The organism is Pseudomonas sp. BJP69 (assembly GCF_007633355.1).
Lineage (GTDB): Bacteria > Pseudomonadota > Gammaproteobacteria > Pseudomonadales > Pseudomonadaceae > Aquipseudomonas > Aquipseudomonas juntendi.
The window spans coordinates 2,652,093-2,674,632 of record NZ_CP041933.1; the positions used below are offsets into that span (position 1 = coordinate 2,652,093).

Annotated in this window: 14 protein-coding genes; 4 read left to right on the top strand and 10 right to left on the bottom strand. The window is 56.5% G+C overall.

The annotated features are described in order from the left end of the window. Nucleotides 1-241: 241 nt before the first annotated feature. Entirely contained in the window at nucleotides 242-1,180 is a 939-nt protein-coding gene (locus FPB55_RS12240; protein ID WP_054889904.1) for a tyrosine-type recombinase/integrase, read from the bottom strand. A 199-nt stretch (nucleotides 1,181-1,379) separates the two neighbouring features. Between FPB55_RS12240 and FPB55_RS12245 the strand changes: the two genes are divergently transcribed. Next, complete coding sequence (locus FPB55_RS12245; protein ID WP_054889903.1) at nucleotides 1,380-2,351, top strand: DNA-binding protein; 972 nt, start codon at nucleotides 1,380-1,382, stop codon at nucleotides 2,349-2,351. On the opposite strand, the gene FPB55_RS12250 is transcribed toward FPB55_RS12245, so the two are convergent. From FPB55_RS12250 to FPB55_RS12275, 6 genes are all read right to left on the bottom strand, one after another. Further along, nucleotides 2,348-4,552: a DEAD/DEAH box helicase gene (locus FPB55_RS12250; RefSeq protein WP_054889917.1), complete on the bottom strand. Its 2,205-nt coding sequence runs from the start codon at nucleotides 4,550-4,552 to the stop codon at nucleotides 2,348-2,350. The genes FPB55_RS12245 and FPB55_RS12250 overlap by 4 nt on opposite strands. A 43-nt stretch (nucleotides 4,553-4,595) precedes the next feature. After that, nucleotides 4,596-5,891, bottom strand: coding sequence for an ATP-binding protein (locus FPB55_RS12255; RefSeq protein WP_054889902.1), 1,296 nt, complete (start codon nucleotides 5,889-5,891; stop codon nucleotides 4,596-4,598). Beyond that, nucleotides 5,888-8,308 (bottom strand): TerB N-terminal domain-containing protein, encoded by a 2,421-nt coding sequence (locus tag FPB55_RS12260; RefSeq protein ID WP_054889901.1) that lies wholly within the window; start codon nucleotides 8,306-8,308, stop codon nucleotides 5,888-5,890. Before FPB55_RS12260 ends, FPB55_RS12255 begins: the two co-directional genes overlap by 4 nt. A 210-nt stretch (nucleotides 8,309-8,518) precedes the next feature. Further along, nucleotides 8,519-10,855 carry an RNaseH domain-containing protein gene (locus FPB55_RS26270; protein WP_029886800.1) on the bottom strand — a complete coding sequence of 779 codons (2,337 nt, stop codon included), beginning with the start codon at nucleotides 10,853-10,855 and terminating at the stop codon, nucleotides 8,519-8,521. A gap of 15 nt (nucleotides 10,856-10,870) precedes the next feature. Continuing rightward, the gene (locus FPB55_RS12270) at nucleotides 10,871-13,945 is read right to left on the bottom strand and encodes a hypothetical protein (protein WP_050492225.1); all 3,075 of its coding nucleotides are present in this window, start codon (nucleotides 13,943-13,945) and stop codon (nucleotides 10,871-10,873) included. Further along, nucleotides 13,923-14,954 (bottom strand): hypothetical protein, encoded by a 1,032-nt coding sequence (locus FPB55_RS12275; RefSeq protein ID WP_029886798.1) that lies wholly within the window; start codon nucleotides 14,952-14,954, stop codon nucleotides 13,923-13,925. Before FPB55_RS12275 ends, FPB55_RS12270 begins: the two co-directional genes overlap by 23 nt. 440 nt (nucleotides 14,955-15,394) lie before the next feature. Here FPB55_RS12275 and FPB55_RS12280 point away from each other — a divergent pair, with 440 nt between their 5' ends. Then, on the top strand, nucleotides 15,395-16,810 hold the full coding sequence (locus tag FPB55_RS12280) for a hypothetical protein (RefSeq protein ID WP_102085141.1): 1,416 nt from the start codon (nucleotides 15,395-15,397) through the stop codon (nucleotides 16,808-16,810). A gap of 306 nt (nucleotides 16,811-17,116) precedes the next feature. On the opposite strand, the gene FPB55_RS26275 is transcribed toward FPB55_RS12280, so the two are convergent. The 3 genes from FPB55_RS26275 to FPB55_RS12295 all read right to left on the bottom strand — a co-directional run bounded on the left by FPB55_RS26275 (nucleotide 17,117) and on the right by FPB55_RS12295 (nucleotide 18,098). Further along, nucleotides 17,117-17,407, bottom strand: a complete 291-nt coding sequence (locus FPB55_RS26275) for a hypothetical protein (RefSeq protein ID WP_029886796.1) — start codon at nucleotides 17,405-17,407, stop codon at nucleotides 17,117-17,119. A 92-nt stretch (nucleotides 17,408-17,499) separates the two neighbouring features. Further along, nucleotides 17,500-17,697: a hypothetical protein gene (locus tag FPB55_RS12290; RefSeq protein WP_125920157.1), complete on the bottom strand. Its 198-nt coding sequence runs from the start codon at nucleotides 17,695-17,697 to the stop codon at nucleotides 17,500-17,502. An 86-nt stretch (nucleotides 17,698-17,783) separates the two neighbouring features. Beyond that, nucleotides 17,784-18,098 carry a hypothetical protein gene (locus FPB55_RS12295; protein WP_029886795.1) on the bottom strand — a complete coding sequence of 105 codons (315 nt, stop codon included), beginning with the start codon at nucleotides 18,096-18,098 and terminating at the stop codon, nucleotides 17,784-17,786. 259 nt (nucleotides 18,099-18,357) lie between these two features. Between FPB55_RS12295 and FPB55_RS12300 the strand changes: the two genes are divergently transcribed. Both FPB55_RS12300 and FPB55_RS12305 read left to right on the top strand, forming a co-directional pair. Further along, nucleotides 18,358-20,475, top strand: a complete 2,118-nt coding sequence (locus FPB55_RS12300; protein ID WP_223809656.1) for an AAA family ATPase — start codon at nucleotides 18,358-18,360, stop codon at nucleotides 20,473-20,475. Further along, nucleotides 20,472-22,475: a UvrD-helicase domain-containing protein gene (locus FPB55_RS12305; RefSeq protein WP_029886793.1), complete on the top strand. Its 2,004-nt coding sequence runs from the start codon at nucleotides 20,472-20,474 to the stop codon at nucleotides 22,473-22,475. Before FPB55_RS12300 ends, FPB55_RS12305 begins: the two co-directional genes overlap by 4 nt. Nucleotides 22,476-22,540: the final 65 nt, after the last annotated feature.

A 22,540-nucleotide genomic window follows, 5' to 3' on the forward strand; every position in this document is an offset into this window, starting at 1 on the left:
TACCAGGAGTTCCTCAGGCGCCAGGCTCTCAGGCCGTAGTATGCAGACATCATCTCGACGAAAAAGCAGCGCGCCCTTTCAGCGATCTACCCAAACGATTACTTCTCGAATGGCCAAGACTGGGGTTCGAAGCTTATGGCGTTGCGTTCAGGTCATCATGGCCGTGAATGAGCAGGCCATCAACTGAGGCCTGGGTCGTACAGGGTGATGTTAATCAACGGCACTACGCGGTAACCCGTGCTCATCCCTCCAGCTTCCTGATGAGGCCGCCAAACTGTTGAGCCGGCTCAACATACCGAAGCGCCGATTTCATGTCGCTCCACCCGACGTATTCCATCAGAGTCTTGATATCCCAGCCTGAGCTTGCTGCCCACGTGGCAAATCCGCGCCTGATCGAATGGGCGCTATAGATTTGGGATGGGAGGCCGCATCGCGCCAAAGTGTCGCGAAGGAGTGGGATCAGGCTATGAGCAGCAAGCGGTCGATCACTGATGTTTCCCCAGCGATCAATTCCACGAAACACACCACCGCGGGTGAGGCCAGCAGCCTCGATCCAGTTGAGGTAGGCCTCTACAGGGCACAGCTTACTCAGCGATGGCGTTTTGTACTCACGACCGATGTTCTGCCGGTCTCCTTTGCTTGATCCGAGATAGAACCTGATGCCGACATAGCGCTCGGCATGCGTGTTTTCGATCGTCAGCCTAGACAGCTCATCTCCGCGAAAGCCCCTCCAGAAACCGATAGTGAGAAGGGCGATATCCCTAGTTGCTTTCATGGCGGCGCCCATGTTTCCAGCGGCTCTCGCCTGGACAATCTCTCCTTCGAGATGGGCTACAGCCTTTTCGAGATGCAGCAACGCTAGTGGGGCTGCCTGCTTCTGCTGAGTCGGGTGTAGTGCCCGGATGCCTTTCAGCAACTGCCTGACCTTGGGGGCTTTCGTGGGGTCGGGGAATCCATTGCTTTGGTGCCAGTTCGCGAGCGCAGCCAGGCGCTGTTTGAGCGTGCTGAGCGCCAGCTGGTCAGCGTACTCAGCGATGTACCGCACTACTGACTCTGTAGTGGTGGGCAGGTATCCACCCCAGGTTACTTCGAAATGGGTGAGGGCAGCCGCATAGCTCTTCGAGGTGTTCTCCCGAACGCTTGCCTCCAGGTACCGATCTGCCTTGCTGACCACGCTCATTCCTCGTTTCGAGCCTCAAGTGGCTCTGCTGTCCCGTTTGTACCGTCTTTCAGGCCATTTTACCCTCGTTCGCAGGCTTGGCAAGCCATAACTCTTGATTATGTCTTGCCAGAAAATTGCCATTTCTATTCGATTTTACGTGCTAAAATGGCACGTAATTACATGAAACGTAAAACAGTACGAAATCGTAGGAGCTGAAATGGCTAGAGGTGGCATTAACCTGGTACTGGTACGCAAAGCGCGCGACGCTCTGCTTTCCAGAGGGCAAAACCCTAGCATTGACGCAATTCGCATCGAATTGGGAAATACCGGATCTAAGACGACAATTCAGCGATATTTGAAGGAAATCGAGTCGCATCACCCGCGCCCTTCTGCTTCCCCATCGCGCCTAAGTGATGAACTTACGGAACTGGTCGGCAAGATGCTCGAGCGACTGCTGGAGGAGGGAAATGAAGCGCTAGCGCATGAGCGGGCTGCATTCGAGCTTGAGCGGAAAACCATGAAGGCCGAGAGCAGTACACTTCAAGGTCACCTGGAACAGGCCCAGCGGGAGATCATCAAGCTGCGGTCAGCACTGCAGACTCAGGACGAGGAACTCAAGACCGCTCACTCCAGCCTTCAAGCCGAGATCACTCGTAACGCCTGGATCAGCCAGAGCTGTAGCGACCTTGAGGTTCGACTCCAAGAGAGGGACGCCCAAATTCAATCCCTCGAGGAAAAGCATAAGCATGCCAGGGAAGCGCTTGAGCACTACCGTGTATCGGTGAAAGAGCAGCGCGACCAAGATTTGAACCGTCACGAATCCCAGATCTACCAGATGCAACAAGAGGTAACCCTTCTCCAGCAGACGCTCATGGTTAAGCAGGAGGAAGCCACCCGCATGATCCGCGACAACGAACGCTTGATCGCCGAGAACCGCCAGCATGCCAAGGAAGCTAACCAGCATCGCGATGCTATCGAACATCTGAGGGGCGACCTGGGCATCGCGAATGCAGCGACTGCGCGCGCGGAAGGCGCGAAAGAGCTGCTCTCCCAGCAACTGGAAGCTAAGACTAAGGAGGCTGTAGACGCTCAGTCCGAGGCCGCGACAGGGAAACTGCGGGAAGCTGAGTTGATCCAGCAGCTTGCCAGTGCACAAGCCGACCTCGAAAGGATGGGCGACAAATCCTAGGAGAGGAGGCCACGGGCATTCGCATCGTCCTGCCCGTCCTCGCTAAGAAGCCGCGCTGTTAAGACTGCAGCCTGGAGATCAAGATGACTCGAGGCAAACGACTTCATCAGGAGCGAGCGGGGAAGGGCCCAATCCCATTTCTCTCGGATCATGTTTTCGACGTTTTCCAATATGGACTCTACATCTGAGATGTCCATTTGGCCGACCATGCGCAACGCTCTCAACGTATCCTCCCCACTGAATGCTACTTCCAGGAAGAGCCCGGTGTTTTCACACTGAATGCCCACATGCCTGAGCAACAAGGCCAGCGCATCGTTGGTATAGTCCCCTCGCCAGGTCGCAACGTGGCTTACGCTGGCAGAGCCAACAATCGCCGCGGCACTCAAGCCGAGGGCACGGAAGTTACTCCGAGCTTCCTCCAGTAGGGCTTGAGCGTGTTTGTCCAGGAAGGGACAAGGGGTGGTGTCCATCAGTACGTTTCGCATTTCAAGCCTGACGCGATCATCCACCTGCGCGCCTAGCCCATCAAACTGAGGGGGCTCGCCGCCCCGCGCCGGCGTGACCACGATCACCTTCGCTTCAAGATCGACGTCCTGAACCTGCCAGCGTCGGCCACCGAAAATGATACGTTGCCCCTTGGTCAGGGGTTTGCTGACGGGCAGCGAGCCAAGTGGTTTGCCATCCCGGAGCAAACGAAACTCTTCATCGCTCGTGAAGGCGGTGTAGAACTCATAGTGGTTGATCAACCGCTCCCCGAGTTCGCCTGGCAGCAGAAGTCCTGAGCTGTCCTGGACGATCAATTCTTTCTCACCCATACCTTTGAGCAAAGACAGGAAATCGGGCTTGGTGACGCTAGCAAAACTGCCACTTGCTATGAGATTTCCCCATAATTGCGCCGCCGAGGCACCGCCGAGCTGAGCAATCGACGACAAGCACTGCTGCACCAGTGTCGAGGCGTGTAGGCCTTCCGACCGTGGCGGTTCAAACCACCCATTGATCAGCAAGCGGATCATGGCGACCGTTTGGACAAGGCCCTCACGTAACTGATCGGAGAGATCAGACTGATCCGTTAAGGGGCGCTCGCGGCAGTACGCCCTCAGCATCGCGGGCTCACCAGGTCGACGCCCTGAGCGGCCAAGCCTTTGCCTCAGGCTCGCCACGGAGGGTGGACAGCCGATCTGTGCGACCGTCCTGATGTTGCCAATGTCTATACCCAGCTCCAGGGTCGTAGTGCATACGGCTGAAGCTGGAGGATCTCCCGCTTTCAACGCCCGTTCGGCATCCTGGCGCAGTTCCTTGGACAAGCTACCGTGGTGCGGCCAGAACTCGTTTGGAACTCCATCGTTCTCGCACAGTGATCGCAGACGGTCGGCAAACCATTCAACCTCTTGGCGCCTGTTGGGGAAGATCAGATTGTTGTGCCCCCTCAACACCTTGTACAGGTGGCCAGCAATTGCCACTTTGGTACCAGAGGTATCCTCCTGCTCGGCGTCTTCATCTGTTGACGCTTTCCCGGGGTATTCTGCCACCACCTGTTGCATCGGCTGTTCGATGTAGCCGCGTACTTGCACCTGGAGCTCCTGGCCAGAGGATTTCGACTCGATGACGGTAATGTCATCGGGGCGAACTGGCCTCAGGAATTTTCGGGCCAGCGACATCTCCCCAAGCGTCGCGGATAGCCCTACACGAGGCAGGGCCCTACCTACGACGATCTCAACCCGTTGCATGAGCGATTGCAGTTGTTTACCGCGCTCACTGCCAATGAAGGCATGGAGCTCATCGACGACGATGTAGCGCAGGTTCTGAAAAGCTCCAGGCAAACTCGAGCCTCTGTTCACGAACAGCGCCTCGAGCGACTCCGGAGTGATCAGCAAGATGCCTTCGGGCGATTTCAGGAACCGTTGTTTCTTACTTGCTGCCACATCACCATGCCAAGCAACGACGGGCAGCCCTAGCCGCTCGCACAGCCGACTGAGTCTGTCCCACTGGTCGTTGATCAGTGCCTTGAGCGGGCTGATATACAGCACCGCGCCGGCGGGTTCGCTGTCGTTGAGCAGGTTGGTCAGGATGGGGAGGAATGCAGCCTCTGTTTTACCCGCGGCGGTAGACGCTGCAATGATTACGTCGCGATCAGCACCCACCAAGGCCGGTACCGCCCACTCTTGGGCATCACGTAACGACGTCCACCCCTGTGACCAGATCCATTGCTGAACCTCGGGGTGTAGACGTTCGAACGAAGAGGAGTCAGAGCTTGAAGCTGGCGAGCTCATCGTCGGCCTCGACTTCAAGATCTTGCTGCCCACCCTCATCCCTAGACAGCTCCACGGCGCCCAGCAAAGTTCGCCAATCTGCTGTAGGGTTTTGCTCGATGACCGCGAGCAGGTTGATGAAAGCGGTAATGGTCGTGCGTGGTGTCCGGAAATATGCCTCGCCCAAGCGCTGGTTGCAGTGCGCCATGAACGCGGGGATGGCTTCGTCCGGCAGCAAGAACTTCTCAGGTACGCCGAAGGCATAGACATTGCGTAGCTTCTGCAGCAGCACGTAGAAGTCTTCAGGGGTCAGGCTGCTGAGCCGAATGACAGGCCCAGAAAGGTCGACCAGCCCAGACTTCGCAAAGCTGTTTTCCGCGAGGCGCGACTGCAGGGCAGGGTAGCTGTAGAGCCCGCGACGAGTGTCCATCAGAAACTCTGGTGTGCCGCCCAGGACAAAGCCCAGGCCTTCAGCCGAGCCCTGCAACGAATCGTTGAGGATGCGCAGGATTTGTTCGTAGTTGGCGTTCCGGGCCTGGGTATTTGCCAGTTTGTATAGGTTGACTAACTCATCCAGGCACACCATCAGTCCGCCGAAGCCAGCGAGGCGCACGAACCGTGACAGCAATTTCAATTGATCGTAAACGGAGGCATCGTCGACGATCGTACGCACGCCTAGTGCAGCGCGGGCGTCGGTCTTGGTGGAAAATTCCCCGCGCAGCCACCGGATGACATCAGCCTTAAGCTGCTCATTCCCTTCCTCGAAACCGCGGCAGTAGGCGGCAATGACGTCGGCGAAGTCATAGCCGTTGACCATCTCGGTGAGCTCCGACAGGTACTCACGAATGACAACCTCGCCCTCGACACCTTTGACCTTGGCTTCCGTTTTAGCCTGGGAGATGAATTTCTCGACGATACCCTGGAGCGCGCCGCCATCGGGTTTGGTACGCGTGGCCATGTTTTTGGCCAGCTCGGAGTAAAGGGAGCGCGCCTGGCCACCGGAAGCATGAAGACGACGGTCAGGGTTCAAATCGGCGTGCATGGTGACGAGCTTGCGCTCCATGGCGATGCCGCGCACCAGGTTGAGGAAGAAGGTTTTACCCGCACCGTACTCGCCAACGACGACGCGGAATGCGGAACCGCCATCTGCGAGACGATCCACATCCTTGAGCAGCGAGTCGAGCTCACCCGCCCGACCTACCTGGATCAGGTGCTGCCCAACACGGGGCACTACGCCTGCGCGCAGCGATTGAATGACCGCGTCGCGATCCTTGGCTCGTATCTTACTCATAGGGCTAATTCATCCAGAATGTCGGGGTTGATCTCTATGGGGTCGTCGCCTTCAGTCACGGGCATGTCGAACAGCTCAAACGCTGTGTCGTTGATCCGTTCAAGAGCGCCATCCAACATCAGTTCCATATCACTGGCTGCGTCTTCCAGATCAGCGCGGCTCCATTCAGTCCTAGAAACCAACAAACGGAGGAACGCAGAATGCTCAACGTCCAAACCATGTACGGTAGCAAGCTGTTCGGCGGTACTGCCTTCCTGTTCTTGGGGGGCTTCTTGTCCCGAGGCATTAGGTGTTTCAGCAGGCGATTCTTCATTGAAGACGCTGGCCAGAAGCGCCGACACCTCTGCTGTTTCTTGTTGCAGACGAGCGACCTTGTCCATGTCCAGGGCAAAGCCTGTACTACTGCTTTCTGAAGACGGTGCTATAGTGGCCGACGCGGCAGTTGCAGTCATTGCCTCCACGACCTGGGAAGGGCGAACGGCTGCACTATGGAGGTCGCTGTAGACGAACTGCGGATCGAGAGCGAGCGATTTGTACACGCGCTCAAGCAGCTTCACCTCCTGCGGTGTCACCTCACCATCTGCTTGCGCCAGGTGGGCCAGGAAACTGGCAATTCTTCGTTTGGCCTCAAGGGGCAGCGGCTCAAGTTTCTTCTTGAGGCTTGCCAGCGTGGGCGGCTGCTTCAATTGAATCTGGAGATGCGCCTTCAAGCGTTTGCGATGCGCGACGCAGAGGTGATCCCATGAGTCAATGTGGCCTGACAGCAGATTCACCTCCTCAAGCGAGGTGTCACCGTCTGCCGCAGCTACTGCACTGGCCAGATCTAAGGTCACTGCTGCAGCGCTGTAAGCATCTGTAGAGCGAAGAGTGCCTTCGTCAGAGTCCGCGGCGAACAGCGCGATGGTGTCTTCTGCCTTGGGCGTACGGCTGCCAGAAAGGACATCGGGCTCCAATCCAATTCGCTTGCTTTCCAAGGCCCGGGCGAGTGCGACGACTTTGTCGCGGGAGAGCGCGCCGGCTGATTTGAATCGGCCTGCCAGCTCACCGAAACTCATGCAGATGGTTTCGCCCCCGACGCGTTGCTCCAACTGTTCAAGTTCTGCTTTTGCTTCAGCGGGCCAGAGTTCTGTTGGCAACTGCAGGATGGCTTCCAGGCTATTTTCCGCGTCCGGATTGCGCCCCAGATACCGACTGAACGCGTCGAGTACGACGGTGCATTCCTCGACAATGACCTGCAGCTTGTTGCGCGTTCCTGAGGTTGCCGCAACATCGGGAAGGTCACCTACGGCCACTGCCGGAACGCTCAATCCAGCAGAAGCAGGGCGATAGGCAATCTTCAGCTTGGTCTTGTTCTGAGGAAGCACAATTCCGTTGGGGTAGCGTTTTGCGAATTCGTTTTTGAAGAGCTCTGCGAATTGCTCCGGACACCGGGTCACGGGTGTACGCCTGGAAATGTTGGGTTCTGCAAGCGCCCAGGCCAATGCCCAGCTCGGGTTGAGCGGATACTTGTCCACAGCCATCTGACCCAGCGCAACGCGCAGTGACATCGGCAGCTCATAACCGTCTGTGGAAGTGGCGGCGGGCTCACTCATGTAGCTTTGAGGTTGAACAGAACCTGTGTCGATATGGGCGAGGAAGCGAGTAGCGTAGCTGCGGAAAGAATTGTTGTCGCCGTAAAGACCAAGCAAGCGCTCGACCTCAGCCTTGATGGCTGGGATCTCTGCCTTGGCCTGAGGGTCAGTCGGTGCATCGACCAGCGCGCGGCGTTCAAGCCCGTAGAAAAACAGGAACACATAACCTGCATCGGCAGGCTGGCGGCGACCGCCTGCCAACCATTGCAGATACGCTCGCCGCGCCTCAGGCGTGATGCTTCGGTAGCTTGGCCAATAGGGCATCTGCCGCTCGGTGAGGTTCATAGGTGAGCGTGCGACTCGAAGCGTAGCATCGATCAAGGACGGTTCAGTTTGGCCGAATTGTGTCGCTCGTTCGGTGATGTAGAGCATTCCGCCTGGGATGGCCAGCCCAGCCACGTTGATGGACTCACCTTCAGCAAGCCAACGAACCCCCGTGGGCTTAGCACTTGGCTTTGGGATGGCGTAGCTCTGACTATCGCTGGACGAGCCGATTTGGACGGTATGGAAATCTCGCTCGCGGGTATTCGTGCTGAACTGGACGGTTACTGTGGGGGAGGTTGCTTGTCGAGAAGACGCAGCGTTCTCCGCGGCAATATCGTCTTCAGGAACGTAGGGCTTTGCCTGGGTGGTGCGCCTGACCACCCATACCAACACGCCTATGCCCAGGATCACCCCAAGGGCGATCCATACCTGTTTTGGAATCTGTGCCAAGAGGGCAACGACGAACAACAAGGCGTACAGAGCGATCGACCCGCCGCCGCCCCCTTTGAGCTTCCGTGGCATATGAGTGTTCCGTACAGTTGGTAATAGCCAAGTGACATTCTTGCGGATTTTTCGAGGGCGGCCAAGCTGAACAGACGAAGGGATTGCTCGAAAAATTCTGGTCTGGGTCGCCAGTAGAGTTGGTCTACGAGACTCAGGCAGAGCATTCTGCTATCGCGGCTTAGGAAACTACGACGCTGGTCTTCTTACGACACCAACTCTACGGGCATCTTAGGCAAATGAGTTTCTCTGTGCTTCAACGTAGGGGTGGTCAACCGCGATCTTCTTCCCGAGGTGCATAGGGCCCGGCAACCGGATGTACCAGTCCCAAAGCGGCGCATGACGGCATAGAAGACCGATGCCTTCCGCCACAACGGCTTCACTCTGGAAAGCGCCGGGCTGGAGGACAACCAGTTCAGTCACGCCTAGATGATGCCACGGCTTATCCAGCCCTTCATCTGCACTGTATCGATTGGCATTGCGATGAGAGGGTTCTTTGTTGTAATGCCTGGATGGCGAAACAAAGTAGTGAACGCGGTGGTCGTCCTCTGCGCTGTAGAGCCCGATGTGATTGCCGATATGCGCCGGAGTAGCTGGCGATTTCGAATGGTTGCCGGTCACCAGCGCGCTGTTCTCATCGCAACGTACCCTGACGACGGCCGCATCAGTTGGTATCGGAGGAAGATCCCCGGCAGGAGCGTCCTGCAGCGCTTTGTAGATTCGAGCTAGCCCCTTGTCGAGGCATACAATCAACGGTTGCTCCAGAGCACGTCTTGGCGCAAGGAAAGCTTGATCGACCAGGCGCATGACCTCCTGCTCGCTGAAAAGCTTCCTGGTGCTATGGATGAGGGCAGCGGCATCGCCATACGGATACCAACGGCCAACCGAGCCATCCCCATTGCTTCCCCAGAAAACCTCCGCTCTCTGACTGCGGGTTTCAATGCGTGTGATGACCGGCAGATGAACATACCCGCCTTCCTCTGATATGCGTTCCAGATACACAGACAGGATCATGGTATTCGGGGCCAACCGCGGTGCTTCCGGAAGCGGCATTGGAATAAGCCCATGCAGCCGAATGCACTCGATCAATGCGTTCAGCGCCGGATGATCTGCATCGAGCTTCCCCCGACGCACTCGTCTGACGGGAGGATGGAAGATGAACTGGGTTCGAACGCCGTGGCGAGCGAACAGATCACGCAATTTGTGCTTGGAATCGCTCAACTTGTTCCTCGCCAGTTCTGGCGTGGTTTCGACGATGACCACTTGCGCCGAAGTACGCTGTATTTCAGGAAGCACCTCTGATTTGAACCACGCTTCCATATTGGCATCGCTCTGACAAGGCTGGAGTAGGTACGTTGCGGTCTCCGGCACCGAGAGGCGTTTGAGTTCAAAAGATGGGGCTTCAAGCCGCTTGAACAGCTTGGCCTGAGTCGCAAGATCCTGAGTGGCCACATGAAGACGCATGACAAGGTCAGCAGAAGCGGCAAGCACCATGACCGGTAGGGCTGGCAAAGTCGATTCACCGACTGACCGTTTTTGCCGGAAACCGGAAATCACCCTTTGCGCCAGCATCGGCTCGGTACCAGGTACGCATTCGGTGAGATGAAAACTGGCTTCATCAAAGAACAGTGGGCCGGCGCCAGCCCCAATCGCGGCGTTAGACGGAGTAGTCGCAAAAATGGGACGGATGCAGCTATCTGGGGGAATGTCTCCCTCAACGATGGCGGGCAGCGGATCATACCCAAGGTAACCTAGGATGCGGCTGGTGGGGTGCACGTAATGGGTCACCCACTTTCCATCAACGGCTGGGGGCGTTTTGACTCTACAGCAGACGATCCCGTTATTCGAATTCACCCAGGCATGTAGCTTCTTCCCCACCCAATTAGGCATCACTCGGTTGATATGCACCCTCAGGTCGAGGTAGGGCTTTTGATGTCCGGGGAGCAGGGACAGCTTCAGGTCGAGCACATGGTGGGCGATCTCTCCCTGCTCGGCCGCCAATATGGGAGTATCCCATGTCAGAAGCGTCATCCCGTCTCTGTTGTGTCGATAGTCCGCTGTCTCAAACAGTTTCACCGGTGCGCCTGGCTGGGTCTTCATGAGCTTGGCAGCCATGCGCTGCCCCACGAGCCATGGTACGACAGCGTAGGCACCGCCCTTGGTAGCACTTGGCGTGAATAACGTCTCGGCCTCCAGCGGAATCAGCTCTTTGACCACTAGGCGTTTGGCGATACCAGGAAGGCTATGGCTGTAGGACTTCAGCACTTCCTCCCCCCAAATCTCCAGTGCTTCGTTGAGTATGGAGAGGGGGATCTCATTGAGCATGAGCAACGCTGCAGCATCAGCCCGGGGCGACGGCCTGGCGTTGGCCTTCACCGGCCCCCTGGAAATCACGGCAAGCAGTTCTTGCAAGCCTCGAGTCGGAAGATTCCTCTCCTTAAATGGGGCTACCGCTTCGATCGCTCGCCAGGCGTCATAGAACTCTGGATCAACCACGGACTGGTAGACATGCCCCAACTGAGCAGGGTCGAACCGGAACAGATTAGTGCGAAGGTGCTTTGTGCTCATTGACGCATGCTCCCCTTATCGAATGTATTGCTCCATTGCACCGGCCATGCCGGCATGCTCCCGGCAGAAGTCATCCCATTCCCCATCTTTCTTCATATGCTGGATGCTAGCCCTCAGCAAATCAGCCCAGGACGTTTTGCCATCGACAAACGCTGCATCACCAAAATAGCAAGTGATGGGCGTTTCACCACGGCGCCCCCTACCTGCCAGCTGCGCCAGGTCGACCAAGATGTTCATGATCGTGAAGTGGCGGATGTTCTCCGGCTGGCTGGAAAAATTGGGCAAGGCGTACCGAATCGCATTGAGATTACGGTAAGCCAGTGACCTGGACGCAGCCATCGCCTCGCCGGGTGTTCTGTAGACGCCGAGGCTTTTACTGTTGTCATACGTAACATGCCCCAAGGTGTCAGCTGGATTGTCGGAGGGCGGAAGCGGTCGAACACACACAATGATGGCGCCGATAGCGGAGCGACCGTTGGGGTGGACAATGTTATGGCCACGCGCTATCGGTGACAGCGAACTCACTAGGAAGCGCTTCGCCTGATGCTCTCCGGTCAACAGCCCAGGCAGGTCATGATGGAACATGGCGCAATCTGCCGGCATTTCCGTTGGGCGGGCGGCAGCACTTTTGCCTCGAACCCATAGCACCTGTTCACCCAGACACCCCAAATCCTCTGATGGCGCTAGTTTGCTAAATGCATGACGCAGCGCTATCGCAAGCACCTCGGCATCTGAATCGCTGTTGGTTATCAGGACGAAACGGCCCCGGGTAGGATCCGCCTTCAATTGGGCCTGCAGCATTGGCGGCAAACACAAGGCAAGTTCTTCGGCCAGTTCTCTCACCTTGCGCTTTCGTGCCCTGGGTAGGCTTCCAGAAATCTGAGCTGTCGTTGCCAGGTTGCAGAAAGAAATCTGTCCCGAGGCATCCGGAACATCAATGAGGTCGTTCGCAGGCAGGTCATAACGGCTCGCACCTGGAAAGTGCGCGGTGGCCGAAAGCCCAATGAAAACGCGCTGTGCGTTTGAAAAAGCCAGGGAGGTGAGGTTGGGTAGAAACTGCAAAGTGGCGTGCGGGTCGCCCTTCAGCGTTTCCACATGCAGGGTCGCAGGGCCATGATCCCCAACCTGGTATTTGAATCCGCAGATGGGATGCTGGAGTGGCCCGTTACGAACAAGTGTTACTGTGGGAGTTCCCTCCAAAGCATTCTCCACCTCACGGGCGTCAGGGATGTCAGCCCAAATCAAATCCCGCATGTAGCGGTGGAGTATGGCTATCTGCTCCTGGATAAGGCCCAAAGCTCCGCGCAGGATCAGCGCCGCCTTCATATCTCCTGATTTGGTTCCCGCTTTCCGAATGTGTCCTGCATCAGAAAGCCGTTTGAGGATATTGGTCAGTTGGCGGATTATATCTGCTGGCGCTCGGGCTTCCTTGATGCCCCAATAGGTCAAATTGTCGTGCAGGTCATGCAGCTCTTTCGGCACTGACCGATCATTCAGGTGGTACAAGGCTTCAAGCATGTCATGGTCGACCTGGAGCGTATGCTGCAACATCTTGTCCTCGGACTGAGGCCATCGCATGCCATGGCTAGGCCATCGAAAATGCTTTTCATCGCACAGGTCGAGTATTTCATCCGGTGTTTGCGCAGTGAAAGTCAGCGCCCACTTCAAGACGTTGAACTTGCTCTGCTTCATGCCCTGGATTCCGGGACGGCTGTCGACCTCCGTCCGCAGGCGAGCAAGCGCCGTGTCGTGTCGTTTTCCTCCCAGTTCCAGGGTTGTGGTGCAATTCTTGATCGTACGGCTGAGCAGCCCATCAATCTCATCCACTAGGAAAATCGATTTAGTGCGAAGCAAAAGCTCCAAGTAGCTGCGCCTTGAACCAAAACGGTCGCTGTCCTCAAGCGGGATACTGGTCGAGGCCGCGAGCAGGGCGTCGTGATTCACCACCACGATGTCAGCTTTCAGCGCGCCGGCAAGCATCGAGGTCTTCCCACATTTGAAGAGGAATGGGCAGTGCGCGATTTTTGAAATGCGCTTATTGCCCTGGCCTATCGATTCCACTAATCGAAGTCCAAAACACGGCTCCCTAGAGGAGGGGATCGGTACTCCATCACTGGCATGCCCCTGTAGCAGGCAAATATGCTCATACGGTGGAGATTGGCCACCTGCATCGAATTGCCGCGCGGCAATCTCAGCCAGGCGACGTTCGCCGTGCAGAGGAGCCACTGTCAGGTGTGGGGCGATGATACTGAGCGAGTCTCTCAACTCGGCGGTCAATCCCTCCACTTCCAGCAGCCCGGGCACCACGAGCACGACGGATTCACCTCGGCAAGCAGCATCGATGGCCATCATGACCACCAACACGGTTTTGCCCGAGCCGGTAGGTGCATTAACCCGATAAAAAATTCCCGCTGCTGCCTCCACGCTGCGCTCGCGCCGCAAGATGTTCTGCAAGCTTTTCAGATGGCTCCCATGTAAGAGAGGCGAAGCGTCCAGTTGCTCAGCGATAGCCTTGAGCGCCGCGTAACTCCAGTGAGCCTCATGAGCTTCCGGCCGGACGGGAATCGGCAGTGTTTGATCAGGCGGGGGTAACGCTGGAAGATCACTTTCATCAAACGAATAGTATTGGTAGCGCTCGCCAAATTTAGCTCGCACGTCAAAACCCCTGTCGACAGGAATTTGCTTGCGAGTAGGGGGCTGGTGCCGGCGAACAATTTGTAGGTAATCCTGGATCAGATCCCCCGCGTCCAAGACTTGAGCCAGCCGGTAGCGATGGTCAAATGTGAGCCTGACCAAGTCTGGATCGTCGACAAGAATGAAGTAGCTGTGAGGCTGCAGCATCACACTCTGGGCGGTGTACAGAAAGACCCGTGGCTCCGTAATTTCCGGATGTATAAAGCGCAGCGCAACGGCCAAGGACGCCTGCTCCTCCCTCGTTAGAGCATGAAGTCCTCCCCAATGAGCCAATTGGCCAGAAGCCAGCGCCGCAGCATCTCCAATGGTGGGAGTATTGCCCACATCTCGGCAAGCGATGGCCAAAAAGAGAATGCAGCCGGCCTCGACACGATCACGCTCGGCGCTTGAGTTCATTGAGGCAACTGCTGTAGGTATGAATGTATGGCCCCAAACGCTCTCTCAGTGCAGGCAGAGATCGAACCTGGTAGTCGGGAATCACAATCCAGCGATTTGGCCCACGGCTGGCAGGCTGCAGGTGTGCTTCAAGGGCTTCGGGGTAGCGCCACACCTTGGCGTCCAAATCCAGGGGCATACCACCTACGTCGATGCGCACGTCCGCCTCATCGACATCCGGCCACAGCGTTGGAAGAAAGCCCATCACGCGCAGGCCTTTAGCGAGCTGAATCTCCAGCAATCCGGGTAGCAAAGTGAACTTCCAGTAGGCATCTTGCAGTACCAAGGTCTCATCGTTGACCACCTGGCCCTTCAGGCTATTGCCATCCAACCGGTTGATGACCTGGCGGCGATGCAGGTCGAAGATGCTTCCAGCGTGCTCGCACCACTGCGAGGGGCACGCTATGTGGGACTGAGTGATCGTCATTGGCCAGTGGCACGAAGGGCACAGGTACATCTTGCCGGCAAGCACCTCATGGCGTTCCGGTGGCCTGTAGAGGTCTTCCACGGAAAGGTCGAGAGGCTGAAACAACACGCGAAGCGGGTGGCGGGTTGTCTTGCCATTCAATACCAGGAACTCCCGGAAGCTTCGGTACAGCTCATCACCCTCAGGGATTGCCTTGCAAATGTCCCTCACGCGACGAATCAGATGCTGGGTCTGCTCGTACTGCTCCCGGGTATTAAACTCCAACAACAGCTCTGTGCAGGTTCGGGTGGGGGTATTAGAGGGTGCTAGAAGCACGCCAGTGAGCTTCCCGCGGATCTCATCCGGCAGCCATGCCTCTAGAGGGCGACGGAAATTGACTTCCAGCTCTTGTGCCGTCATCACAATATGGTCTGGGTGCAATCGGTGGAGGTGGGCGCTGGCCTGCCTGAGCAGCTCAAATCCCTCAACACGATTGCGCGCGCACTTTGACGCTGCATCGGCAAGCCTCCACAGGAGATTTCTCCGGTATGCTTCTCTGTCCAAGGGATGGTGCTCCTGTAATCCCAAGAGTCGCTAGCCCCCCGCTAATCGCCTTGCAGAGGCCTTTGTACCCGCGACGATTGAGGCCTGTCGTTCAATACTGGCTCATTCATTCGTTTTTGCCAGTATTGACTGACCATGCGGCGTGATAACAGTAGCCCGCCAGATCGCCCCTGCTGAGTCAGTGCTCCAGGATTTCACTCATGACTCATGAGCAGGGCTTCCTCCAGCGCAACGGCTAGCGCTTCAGCGCCGCACATCAGCATAATGACTCCCGCATCTGCAGAGCGAGCATGCTGCAGTGGAGCTGGCCATTATCCGATCGTTCAATGGCTACAGCTTTATCGGCCTGAGATAATCCCAAAGCAGATACCAATTCGTTTTCCTCGCAGGGGAGGGTGTCGTCGACAGCCGATAGTCCCATTTCGACGCGAGGATGCTTGGTGGCCTTAGCGTTTATTTTTCCATATGGCACGGCATGGGTAGATATGGATATTGGCTTCGTAGATTTAGACATCCTAGTCACAAAAATTCGAAATCCCGCTTCCAAGCGTTACTTTCTCGATGCTATCAAAGCCTACAAAGCCGGAGCCCTAAGGGGATCACTCACTTCACTTTGGGTTGCATTAGCCTACGATTTGATCGCCAAGTATCGTGAGATCAGCGCTCAAGGAGATGCAGCTGCTGCTCAATTCATCAAGCAATGGGACGCTGCCACTGCAGCTGACAATATTCCTAAATTATTGACGCTGGAAGGTGAAATTCTTGACCATGCGACGGACACGACGCAGGTTCTTGACCCTATTGCCAAGCGTCATTTACACCGTCTGCGACTAGATAGACACCTGTGCGCACATCCTGCTTTCTCAGCCGAAGCTGAGCTTTTTGAACCATCACCAGAGCTGGTGAGGCTTCACCTTGTCAATGTCATCGATTGCGTACTGTCGCGTGAGCCGCGCCAAGGAAAAGCGATCTATGACATTTACAGCCTGGATGTCCAGTCAGCTGGGTTTCCGACATACCCTGACCAGATCCATGAATATGTGGATCAGCGGTATTTGAAGCGCATCAAGACACAGAATTTGCAAAATTTTGGCACAGTTTTGGGCAAATCATTATTGAAAGGGACTCCCCCTGAGTGGGAGACGCACCAGCAAAAAATTGCCCATACCTTAATGGCTCTGCGCAATAGGGCTCCTGACGCTTGGCCTGATATTTGTACAGCAATCCTGAGGCTCATTGACAACGCTGAGCCTGCATCACGACCTCGTGCAATCTCCCTGCTGGCGGTGTTCCCTGCGTTCTGGTCACAACTGGAGCCTGCAACCCAAACCGCGCTCGTTGAAACTGCCGCGAACTTTGATCCTACGAACGCGCCTGATTATCGGACTCTCGCTGGCGTTTCAGTACCTGCCTTGCGAGAAGGCTTGCTGAACGTTATCCAAGACATGAGTGACGCTCATCTTGAGCAGGTGATCAGCGTATCGCCGATTCCAGAACTGTGGGATCGGGCTGTCTCGAGCTACGGCGAATCAGGAAGTTTCAGGGGGTCAGAGATCCGCTTCCGCAGTCTGCTTGCACCATTCTCCGGAAGGCTCACCAGCCCACAGCTTGACCTTCTCCTGGCTACGCTCATGAGCAACAGCCAATGCTGGAATGCTGCCGCCACTGAGGGCCTTCTGCTGGGGCTGCTTCGGGACGCTGAACCACATGACTTACCAAGTAATCAAGCTAAGGACAGTTTTTTCCAGGAAGCTGTCCGGAAGAGCGCTTACTCCCAATTTACGAATGTTTTCAGCTTTTTCATCAGCCACGGCTGGATTCGGCCGCAACCAGAGGTCGATGACGACCCTGAGTAGCCGTTAGTAAGCAGATTGAGTGTCCCGCCATCCTGGCGCGCGTAGAGAGATAACCGTTCATCGGCAAAACCTATATGTTAGGTTAAGCATATATTGAAAGCACTACATATTGGGCTAGGTTGTGTTTGAGAGCCTACATATGGTGTTTTGCCATGAATGAAGCCCATATCGAGAAAGCAGCGACCGATCTGCTCATGCAGATTTACCGTGATCGCCGGTTCCTGTGGCAGATCAAGATATTCCGTCGATGATGATGCTCAGCCCCGGATCGCTGCCATGGTCTGCGGCTACGACTACCATGAGCATCTAGGTGTGACCTGGGTCGTAAAGCGTACGGCCGTATTGAGCCAATCCAATGCCAAGGTTGCCCAGCGCCATACCCAGGATCTGATTGTCCTCCAAGGCGTTGCGCCATTCCCCAAGCGCCTCGATCCATCGCCCACACGCCTTGAGCGTATTGCCTAGGTTGCAGTAGATTCGGGAGCGAAGCATTGGTGCCAGCTCTTTAAAGCCTGAGTGATGTAATGAGGCGCGCAGGAAATAAAGCTGTTTGAGCAGAGCAGGGTGGTCAAGGGTATCGTCCTTCCATGACTGCACCACCAGCTTCCTGAGCGCGGCCCATGCATTGGAACATGAGTAGTAAACGAGGCATCCGTTCTCCGGTTCGACGCGCGAAGCCACAACCTCCGCTAGCTCTGTCGCATGCCGCAGACGCCTTCATCGCCGCCATCCACTGCAGCATCGATCAATGAGTCATAAAGGCGCCGAAGACGAGGAGCGTCGCCTGGGCTGCAGAGCTGTTCATTCAATGCCTTCAGAAGGTGAGAGCGGTCGTCGGCGTGGGGTTCATAACCCTGCTCAGAAAAACGGCTGGCGAAATCGTCCATAGGCAATCACTGCGATGAGGAGCTGATGATCTTAGCTGCCTTAGCCGACCGTCTAAGTCAAAACCCTGTCGCTCTCTCATGGCCGGCTACGAGGCACTCAACAGTTTTTCAAGCTGCGCATGCTCCCAAGTGCTCAATAACTCTACAGGGTCAGTGCTGTACGACTGCGACGAATTGAAAACGTACGCGCGGCCATCAGGGCTGTAGCAGCTGTCGCAGTAATCGAGGGCGTCGCAATCGTTGTAGAACGTGAGCACCCAGCCATCGGCCTCGACAGTCATCAAGCCACAGTAGATTTCAGCCCACGACTGCTGGCCAATGCGGCGCATCGTGCGAACCCCTAGGGCAACGTCTCGCAGGATTTGATAGGCCTCGCGAGCTGTTAGTGGTTTTGCTGCCAAACGGGAATACCTGTGCACATTGGGGCTTTCGGCCTGTTCGCGCCCGGCCTGGGCCGACAGCATGGTAAATGAAACTTGGCGTCTTGGGCGGGTTACGCGGCCATCAATTAGGGCTGAACTGATACCCGCGACGGCTACACGACCAGGCGGGTATGCCGAATGACCAAGCCCCCGGTAGGAACCGGTCGAATCGTCTAGCCCCAGTGGATTTTTCATGGCATATAGCTAGCACATCCAGGGAGGGATGGTGTCGGCCAGGTTGACGCTCAGCAACCCTCTCCCTGCCACTGAATCAGGTGAGGGCAGCGCTGTGCATCTTTCGGCTTTGAAAATCGAAAACTTCCGCCAGTTCGGCCAAGGCGGTCATGCGTTGAACATCCAGTTCAACGAAGGGGTGACTGCCCTCGTAGGTGAAAACGATGCGGGCAAAACCGCAGTCATCGATGCGATTCGCTACGTACTGCAGACACGTGATGCTGAGTATCTGAGGCTTCAGATCGAGGACTTTCACATCGCCAGCGATGGCACCCAGGCGGAAGCCATCACTCTCAGGTGTACGCTGGAAGGACTGAGCTCCGCGGAACTCGGCGCTTTCGCTGAGTACGTGACCTACAAGGATGGTGTTGGGAGGCTCTACGTTCACTGGTCGGCTCGCCGCATCGTTGCCTCTGCCTCGACTCGTAAATGGGTCGACATCTCGATTCGTTCGGGTGAAAACGGAGAAGGCCCGTCCTTGGACGTGGGTGTACGGCAACTACTGGCCACCGCGTACCTAAAACCGCTGCGCGACGCAGAACGAGAGATGTCGCCGGGCAGAAACTCCCGCCTGTCTCAAGTACTCAGTAGTTTCCCGAATATTGACGCCGGCAGCGCCTTTGATCCTGCGGCGCTTCCAGCTGACCTTGCTGACGCTGAGGCCCTCAGTATTGCAGGTATGGGCGACTATCTTCGCCATCTGGTGAACAGCCACGGCGCCATCGTCTCCGCGCAGAAGGAAATCAACGACACCTACCTGCGTCCGCTCTCCCTTGCTGGCCAGCCACTGACAAGTCGCATTGGTTTCGGGGAGGCGGGAACGGATCCCGCCAAACTCAAACAGATCCTGGAGCGTTTGGAGCTGGGGCTGTTGGATCACGCCACAGGTCAAGCCCGCGGCGTTTATGGGCTGGGCTCGAACAACGTGCTGTTCATGGCCTGTGAGCTACTGCTGCTCGGTAAGGAGCCCGACGGACTTCCGTTGCTCCTCATCGAAGAGCCAGAAGCGCACCTACATCCTCAGCGCCAGCTCCAGTTGATGGAGTTTCTTGAGGCTGCGGCTCAGCCAGCTACAGGCTTGAGGCAGGTTCAAGTCATATTGACCACGCACAGCCCCAACCTGAGTTCGAAAATTCCGTTGCAGAACCTGGTTCTGATGCAGCGGCAGCAGGCGTTCTCCCTTGCAGAAGAGCAAACCTGCCTTGCTCCTGACGACTATCGCTTCCTCAGCCGCTTCCTAGACGCGACCAAAGCGGGTCTGTTCTTCGCCAAGGGATTGCTGGTCGTAGAAGGCGATGCCGAAGCCATTCTGTTGCCGTCGCTCGCTCGGCGACTTGGCAAAGATCTCACCAAGCATGGCGTATCGATCATCAACGTGGGCGGTGTTGGTTTGCGGCGCTACTCGAAAATCCTGCAGCGAAAAGACACCTCCAAGGGCGAGATATCCGTGCCTACAGCCTGCATTACGGACATGGACGTGATGCCGGACTGTGCCCCCGAGATTTTGAGTCTAAAGGGAGTAAAAGGGGCTGCATGGCCAGACAAAGCCGATCGACGCTGGCGCGCGATGAAAGACTTCGGTGCCACACCGCTTGACCTTGAAAAAGGACTCAAGGATCACCGCGACAAGCGAGCAGAAAGTGACGGGCAATGTGTGCGCACATTCGTTGCGGATCACTGGACGCTTGAGTACGACCTGGCGTTCAAGGGGCTTTCGAAGGAAGTCCACCATGCCGCATACCTGGCCATCAATGAGGAAAAGATCGACGAAGGCAAGGAGACCAAGGTCACGCTGCTGAAGAAGGCGCGAACAGCTTTCGACAAGATCCAGACGACCTATGCCACCGAGGATGCAAGGTGTTCCGCGATCTACAAACTGTTCAAAAGAGCTTCTAAAGCGATCGCAGCCCAGCACCTGATCGATTTGATCGACCAGCGGTTTGAAAACAAAACCCTGGACGCCACGACGCTGCGTGGGCTGCTGCCCACTTATGTTGTCCACGCGATCGAGTACGCAACCGGAGGTGCCGCACTGACCACAACCTCCAGCCCGGCTCACACTCTCGTGGTGTCGGCAGCACCGGCAGGCTCAGCTGATCCGCTGGAAGAGGTCGCCGAATGACGCTTAGCCAACTGGTTGCCCCCATCACTGATGCCGATGTGGATTGGGTCATCAAGCTCATGGGGCTGGAAACGCTGGACGAGCCTCGTCGTGATTTCTTGAAATCCATGGATACCATCGATGTAGCGGCTTGCCCGGGGAGCGGCAAAACGACCCTGGTCGTGGCGAAATTGGCCATCCTGGCTCGCCATTGGAAGAGCCGTATGCAGGGTATCTGCGTGCTTTCACACACCAACGCGGCCAGGGAAGAGATCGAGAAACGCCTCGGCGGTACGGAAGTAGGTCAACGGCTGCTGCGCTTCCCTCACTATATCGACACCATCCATGGTTTCGCCGGACGATTCTTGGCTTCACCATGGCTGCGCTCGAAAGGGATTGCACTGCAGGCCATTGACGATGACCTCACGCATAAGGCACGCCGAAGAAAGCTGACGGATAGCGAGCATTTTGGTGCTAAGACGGCCTTTGAGATGAAGCACAAAAGCCTCCACAGCTTGCGAGTCCGGTCTGCTGATTTCGATCATCCACTGGGGGATGAAGAAATCGGTTTTGCGCCACACACCGCCACCTACAAAAGTGTGGTGAAATCGCTGAGCGGCGCTGCCAAGGCAGGTTATTTCTGCTTCGATGAAGTGTTCGTGCTGGGCCACGCCTTACTCGACCAAGAGCCAGCTGTGGGCGGCGCATTGCGTCTGCGCTTCCCGTGCGTGTTGATCGATGAGATGCAGGACACCCAACCTGACCAGGCGGGCATACTGCAACGGGTTTTCCCCCACGATGACCCAGATGTTCGCGTCATCCGCGTTGGCGACCCAAACCAGGAAATCTTCGAGAAGAAGACACCACAGTCGGATCCGTTCCCTGACCCAAAGCGTCAGTTGGAGATCGCCAGCAGCTTCCGCTTTGATCAGGCCATTGCGTCGATTGCCAACCCGTTTGCCTATGTCCCGATCACAGATGGCTTGAAAGGGCTGCGGGCTGAAGGCGAACCCAGCACCATCCCGAACACGATCATCGTCTTTCCGGACAAGGATGCAACCGGAGTGCTGGACGAATTCGGCAAGCTGGTGCTGAAACATCTACCGGAAGATATCCGCGAGAAGGGTGTGTTCGCCGTCGGCGCCGTGCATCGGCTTGAGAACTTCAAGCCCAACCAGTACCCGAAAGCCTTGGAGCATTATTGGCCATCCTATCGGTCTGACACGACCAAGACGTCGTTCAAGCCCCGCACGTTTGCCGAGGGCGCACATATCGCGCGCCGCTATGCGATGAAGGAGCCCACGGCCAATTCAGCCGTTGAGCTTCTGGCCTCGTGTCTGATCAACCTCGGTGAGTTGGCTTTCCCTCGTAGCCTAGTTCAGATACGAGGTCGGCACCAAGCCGCTGTACATGAGAAATTCACGACCAAGCCCGAAGCCTTCGCTCGGTACCGCGAGTGTCTCCAGCAGATGCTGTTTGTGCCGTCCGAAATCACTCAGCAGGACTGGGTCAAGGTCATCGCACCGAAACTCATGGCGCTGGCTGCCGCGCTCTATGATTCTGAGGGTGTGGCAGCTGAAATCCTGGGCCGCCAATACCTTGCTTATGAGCCGGCTCCGGTTGCCACCGAAGCCGGAGAAACAGGGGGATCCCTTGTAAACACCTACCGTTTCCAGGATGTCTCCGCCGGCGTCGATATCCGGATGTCATCCATTCACTCGGAAAAGGGCAAGACACACGCAGCGACGATAATCTTGGAGACCTTTAGGGGCAGCCACTTCATCCAGAAACTCATGCCATATCTAGAGGGCAAAAAAGCAGCTGCCAAGAGGCCTCAGGAAACAGCGAAGAAGGACATGATGCTGATGTACGTGGGGATGACCCGTCCGTCGCACATGCTGTGCTTGGCCATACGCCAGAGTTCATTGGGGGAGGGTGCTGCAGGGGAAAAGCGAAGGGTGGCGCTTGAAAAAGCTGGCTGGTCGATTCTGGAGCTTGCAGCGTCAGCGCCTGCCCCTTAGTCGTCCACCGCCACTATGCAGACAGCAAAACCAAATTCTTCGCCATGAATGAACAACAGCAAGGA

What these genes read in the sequence shown, in the direction of transcription:
- FPB55_RS12240 (WP_054889904.1), bottom strand. Translation starts at nt 1,180, where the DNA reads ATGAGCGTGGTCAGCAAGGCAGATCGGTACCTGGAGGCAAGCGTTCGG.
- FPB55_RS12245 (WP_054889903.1), top strand. Translation starts at nt 1,380, where the DNA reads ATGGCTAGAGGTGGCATTAACCTGGTACTGGTACGCAAAGCGCGCGAC.
- FPB55_RS12255 (WP_054889902.1), bottom strand. Translation starts at nt 5,891, where the DNA reads ATGAGTAAGATACGAGCCAAGGATCGCGACGCGGTCATTCAATCGCTG.
- FPB55_RS12260 (WP_054889901.1), bottom strand. Translation starts at nt 8,308, where the DNA reads ATGCCACGGAAGCTCAAAGGGGGCGGCGGCGGGTCGATCGCTCTGTAC.
- FPB55_RS26270 (WP_029886800.1), bottom strand. Translation starts at nt 10,855, where the DNA reads ATGAGCACAAAGCACCTTCGCACTAATCTGTTCCGGTTCGACCCTGCT.
- FPB55_RS12270 (WP_050492225.1), bottom strand. Translation starts at nt 13,945, where the DNA reads ATGAACTCAAGCGCCGAGCGTGATCGTGTCGAGGCCGGCTGCATTCTC.
- FPB55_RS12290 (WP_125920157.1), bottom strand. Translation starts at nt 17,697, where the DNA reads ATGGACGATTTCGCCAGCCGTTTTTCTGAGCAGGGTTATGAACCCCAC.
- FPB55_RS12305 (WP_029886793.1), top strand. Translation starts at nt 20,472, where the DNA reads ATGACGCTTAGCCAACTGGTTGCCCCCATCACTGATGCCGATGTGGAT.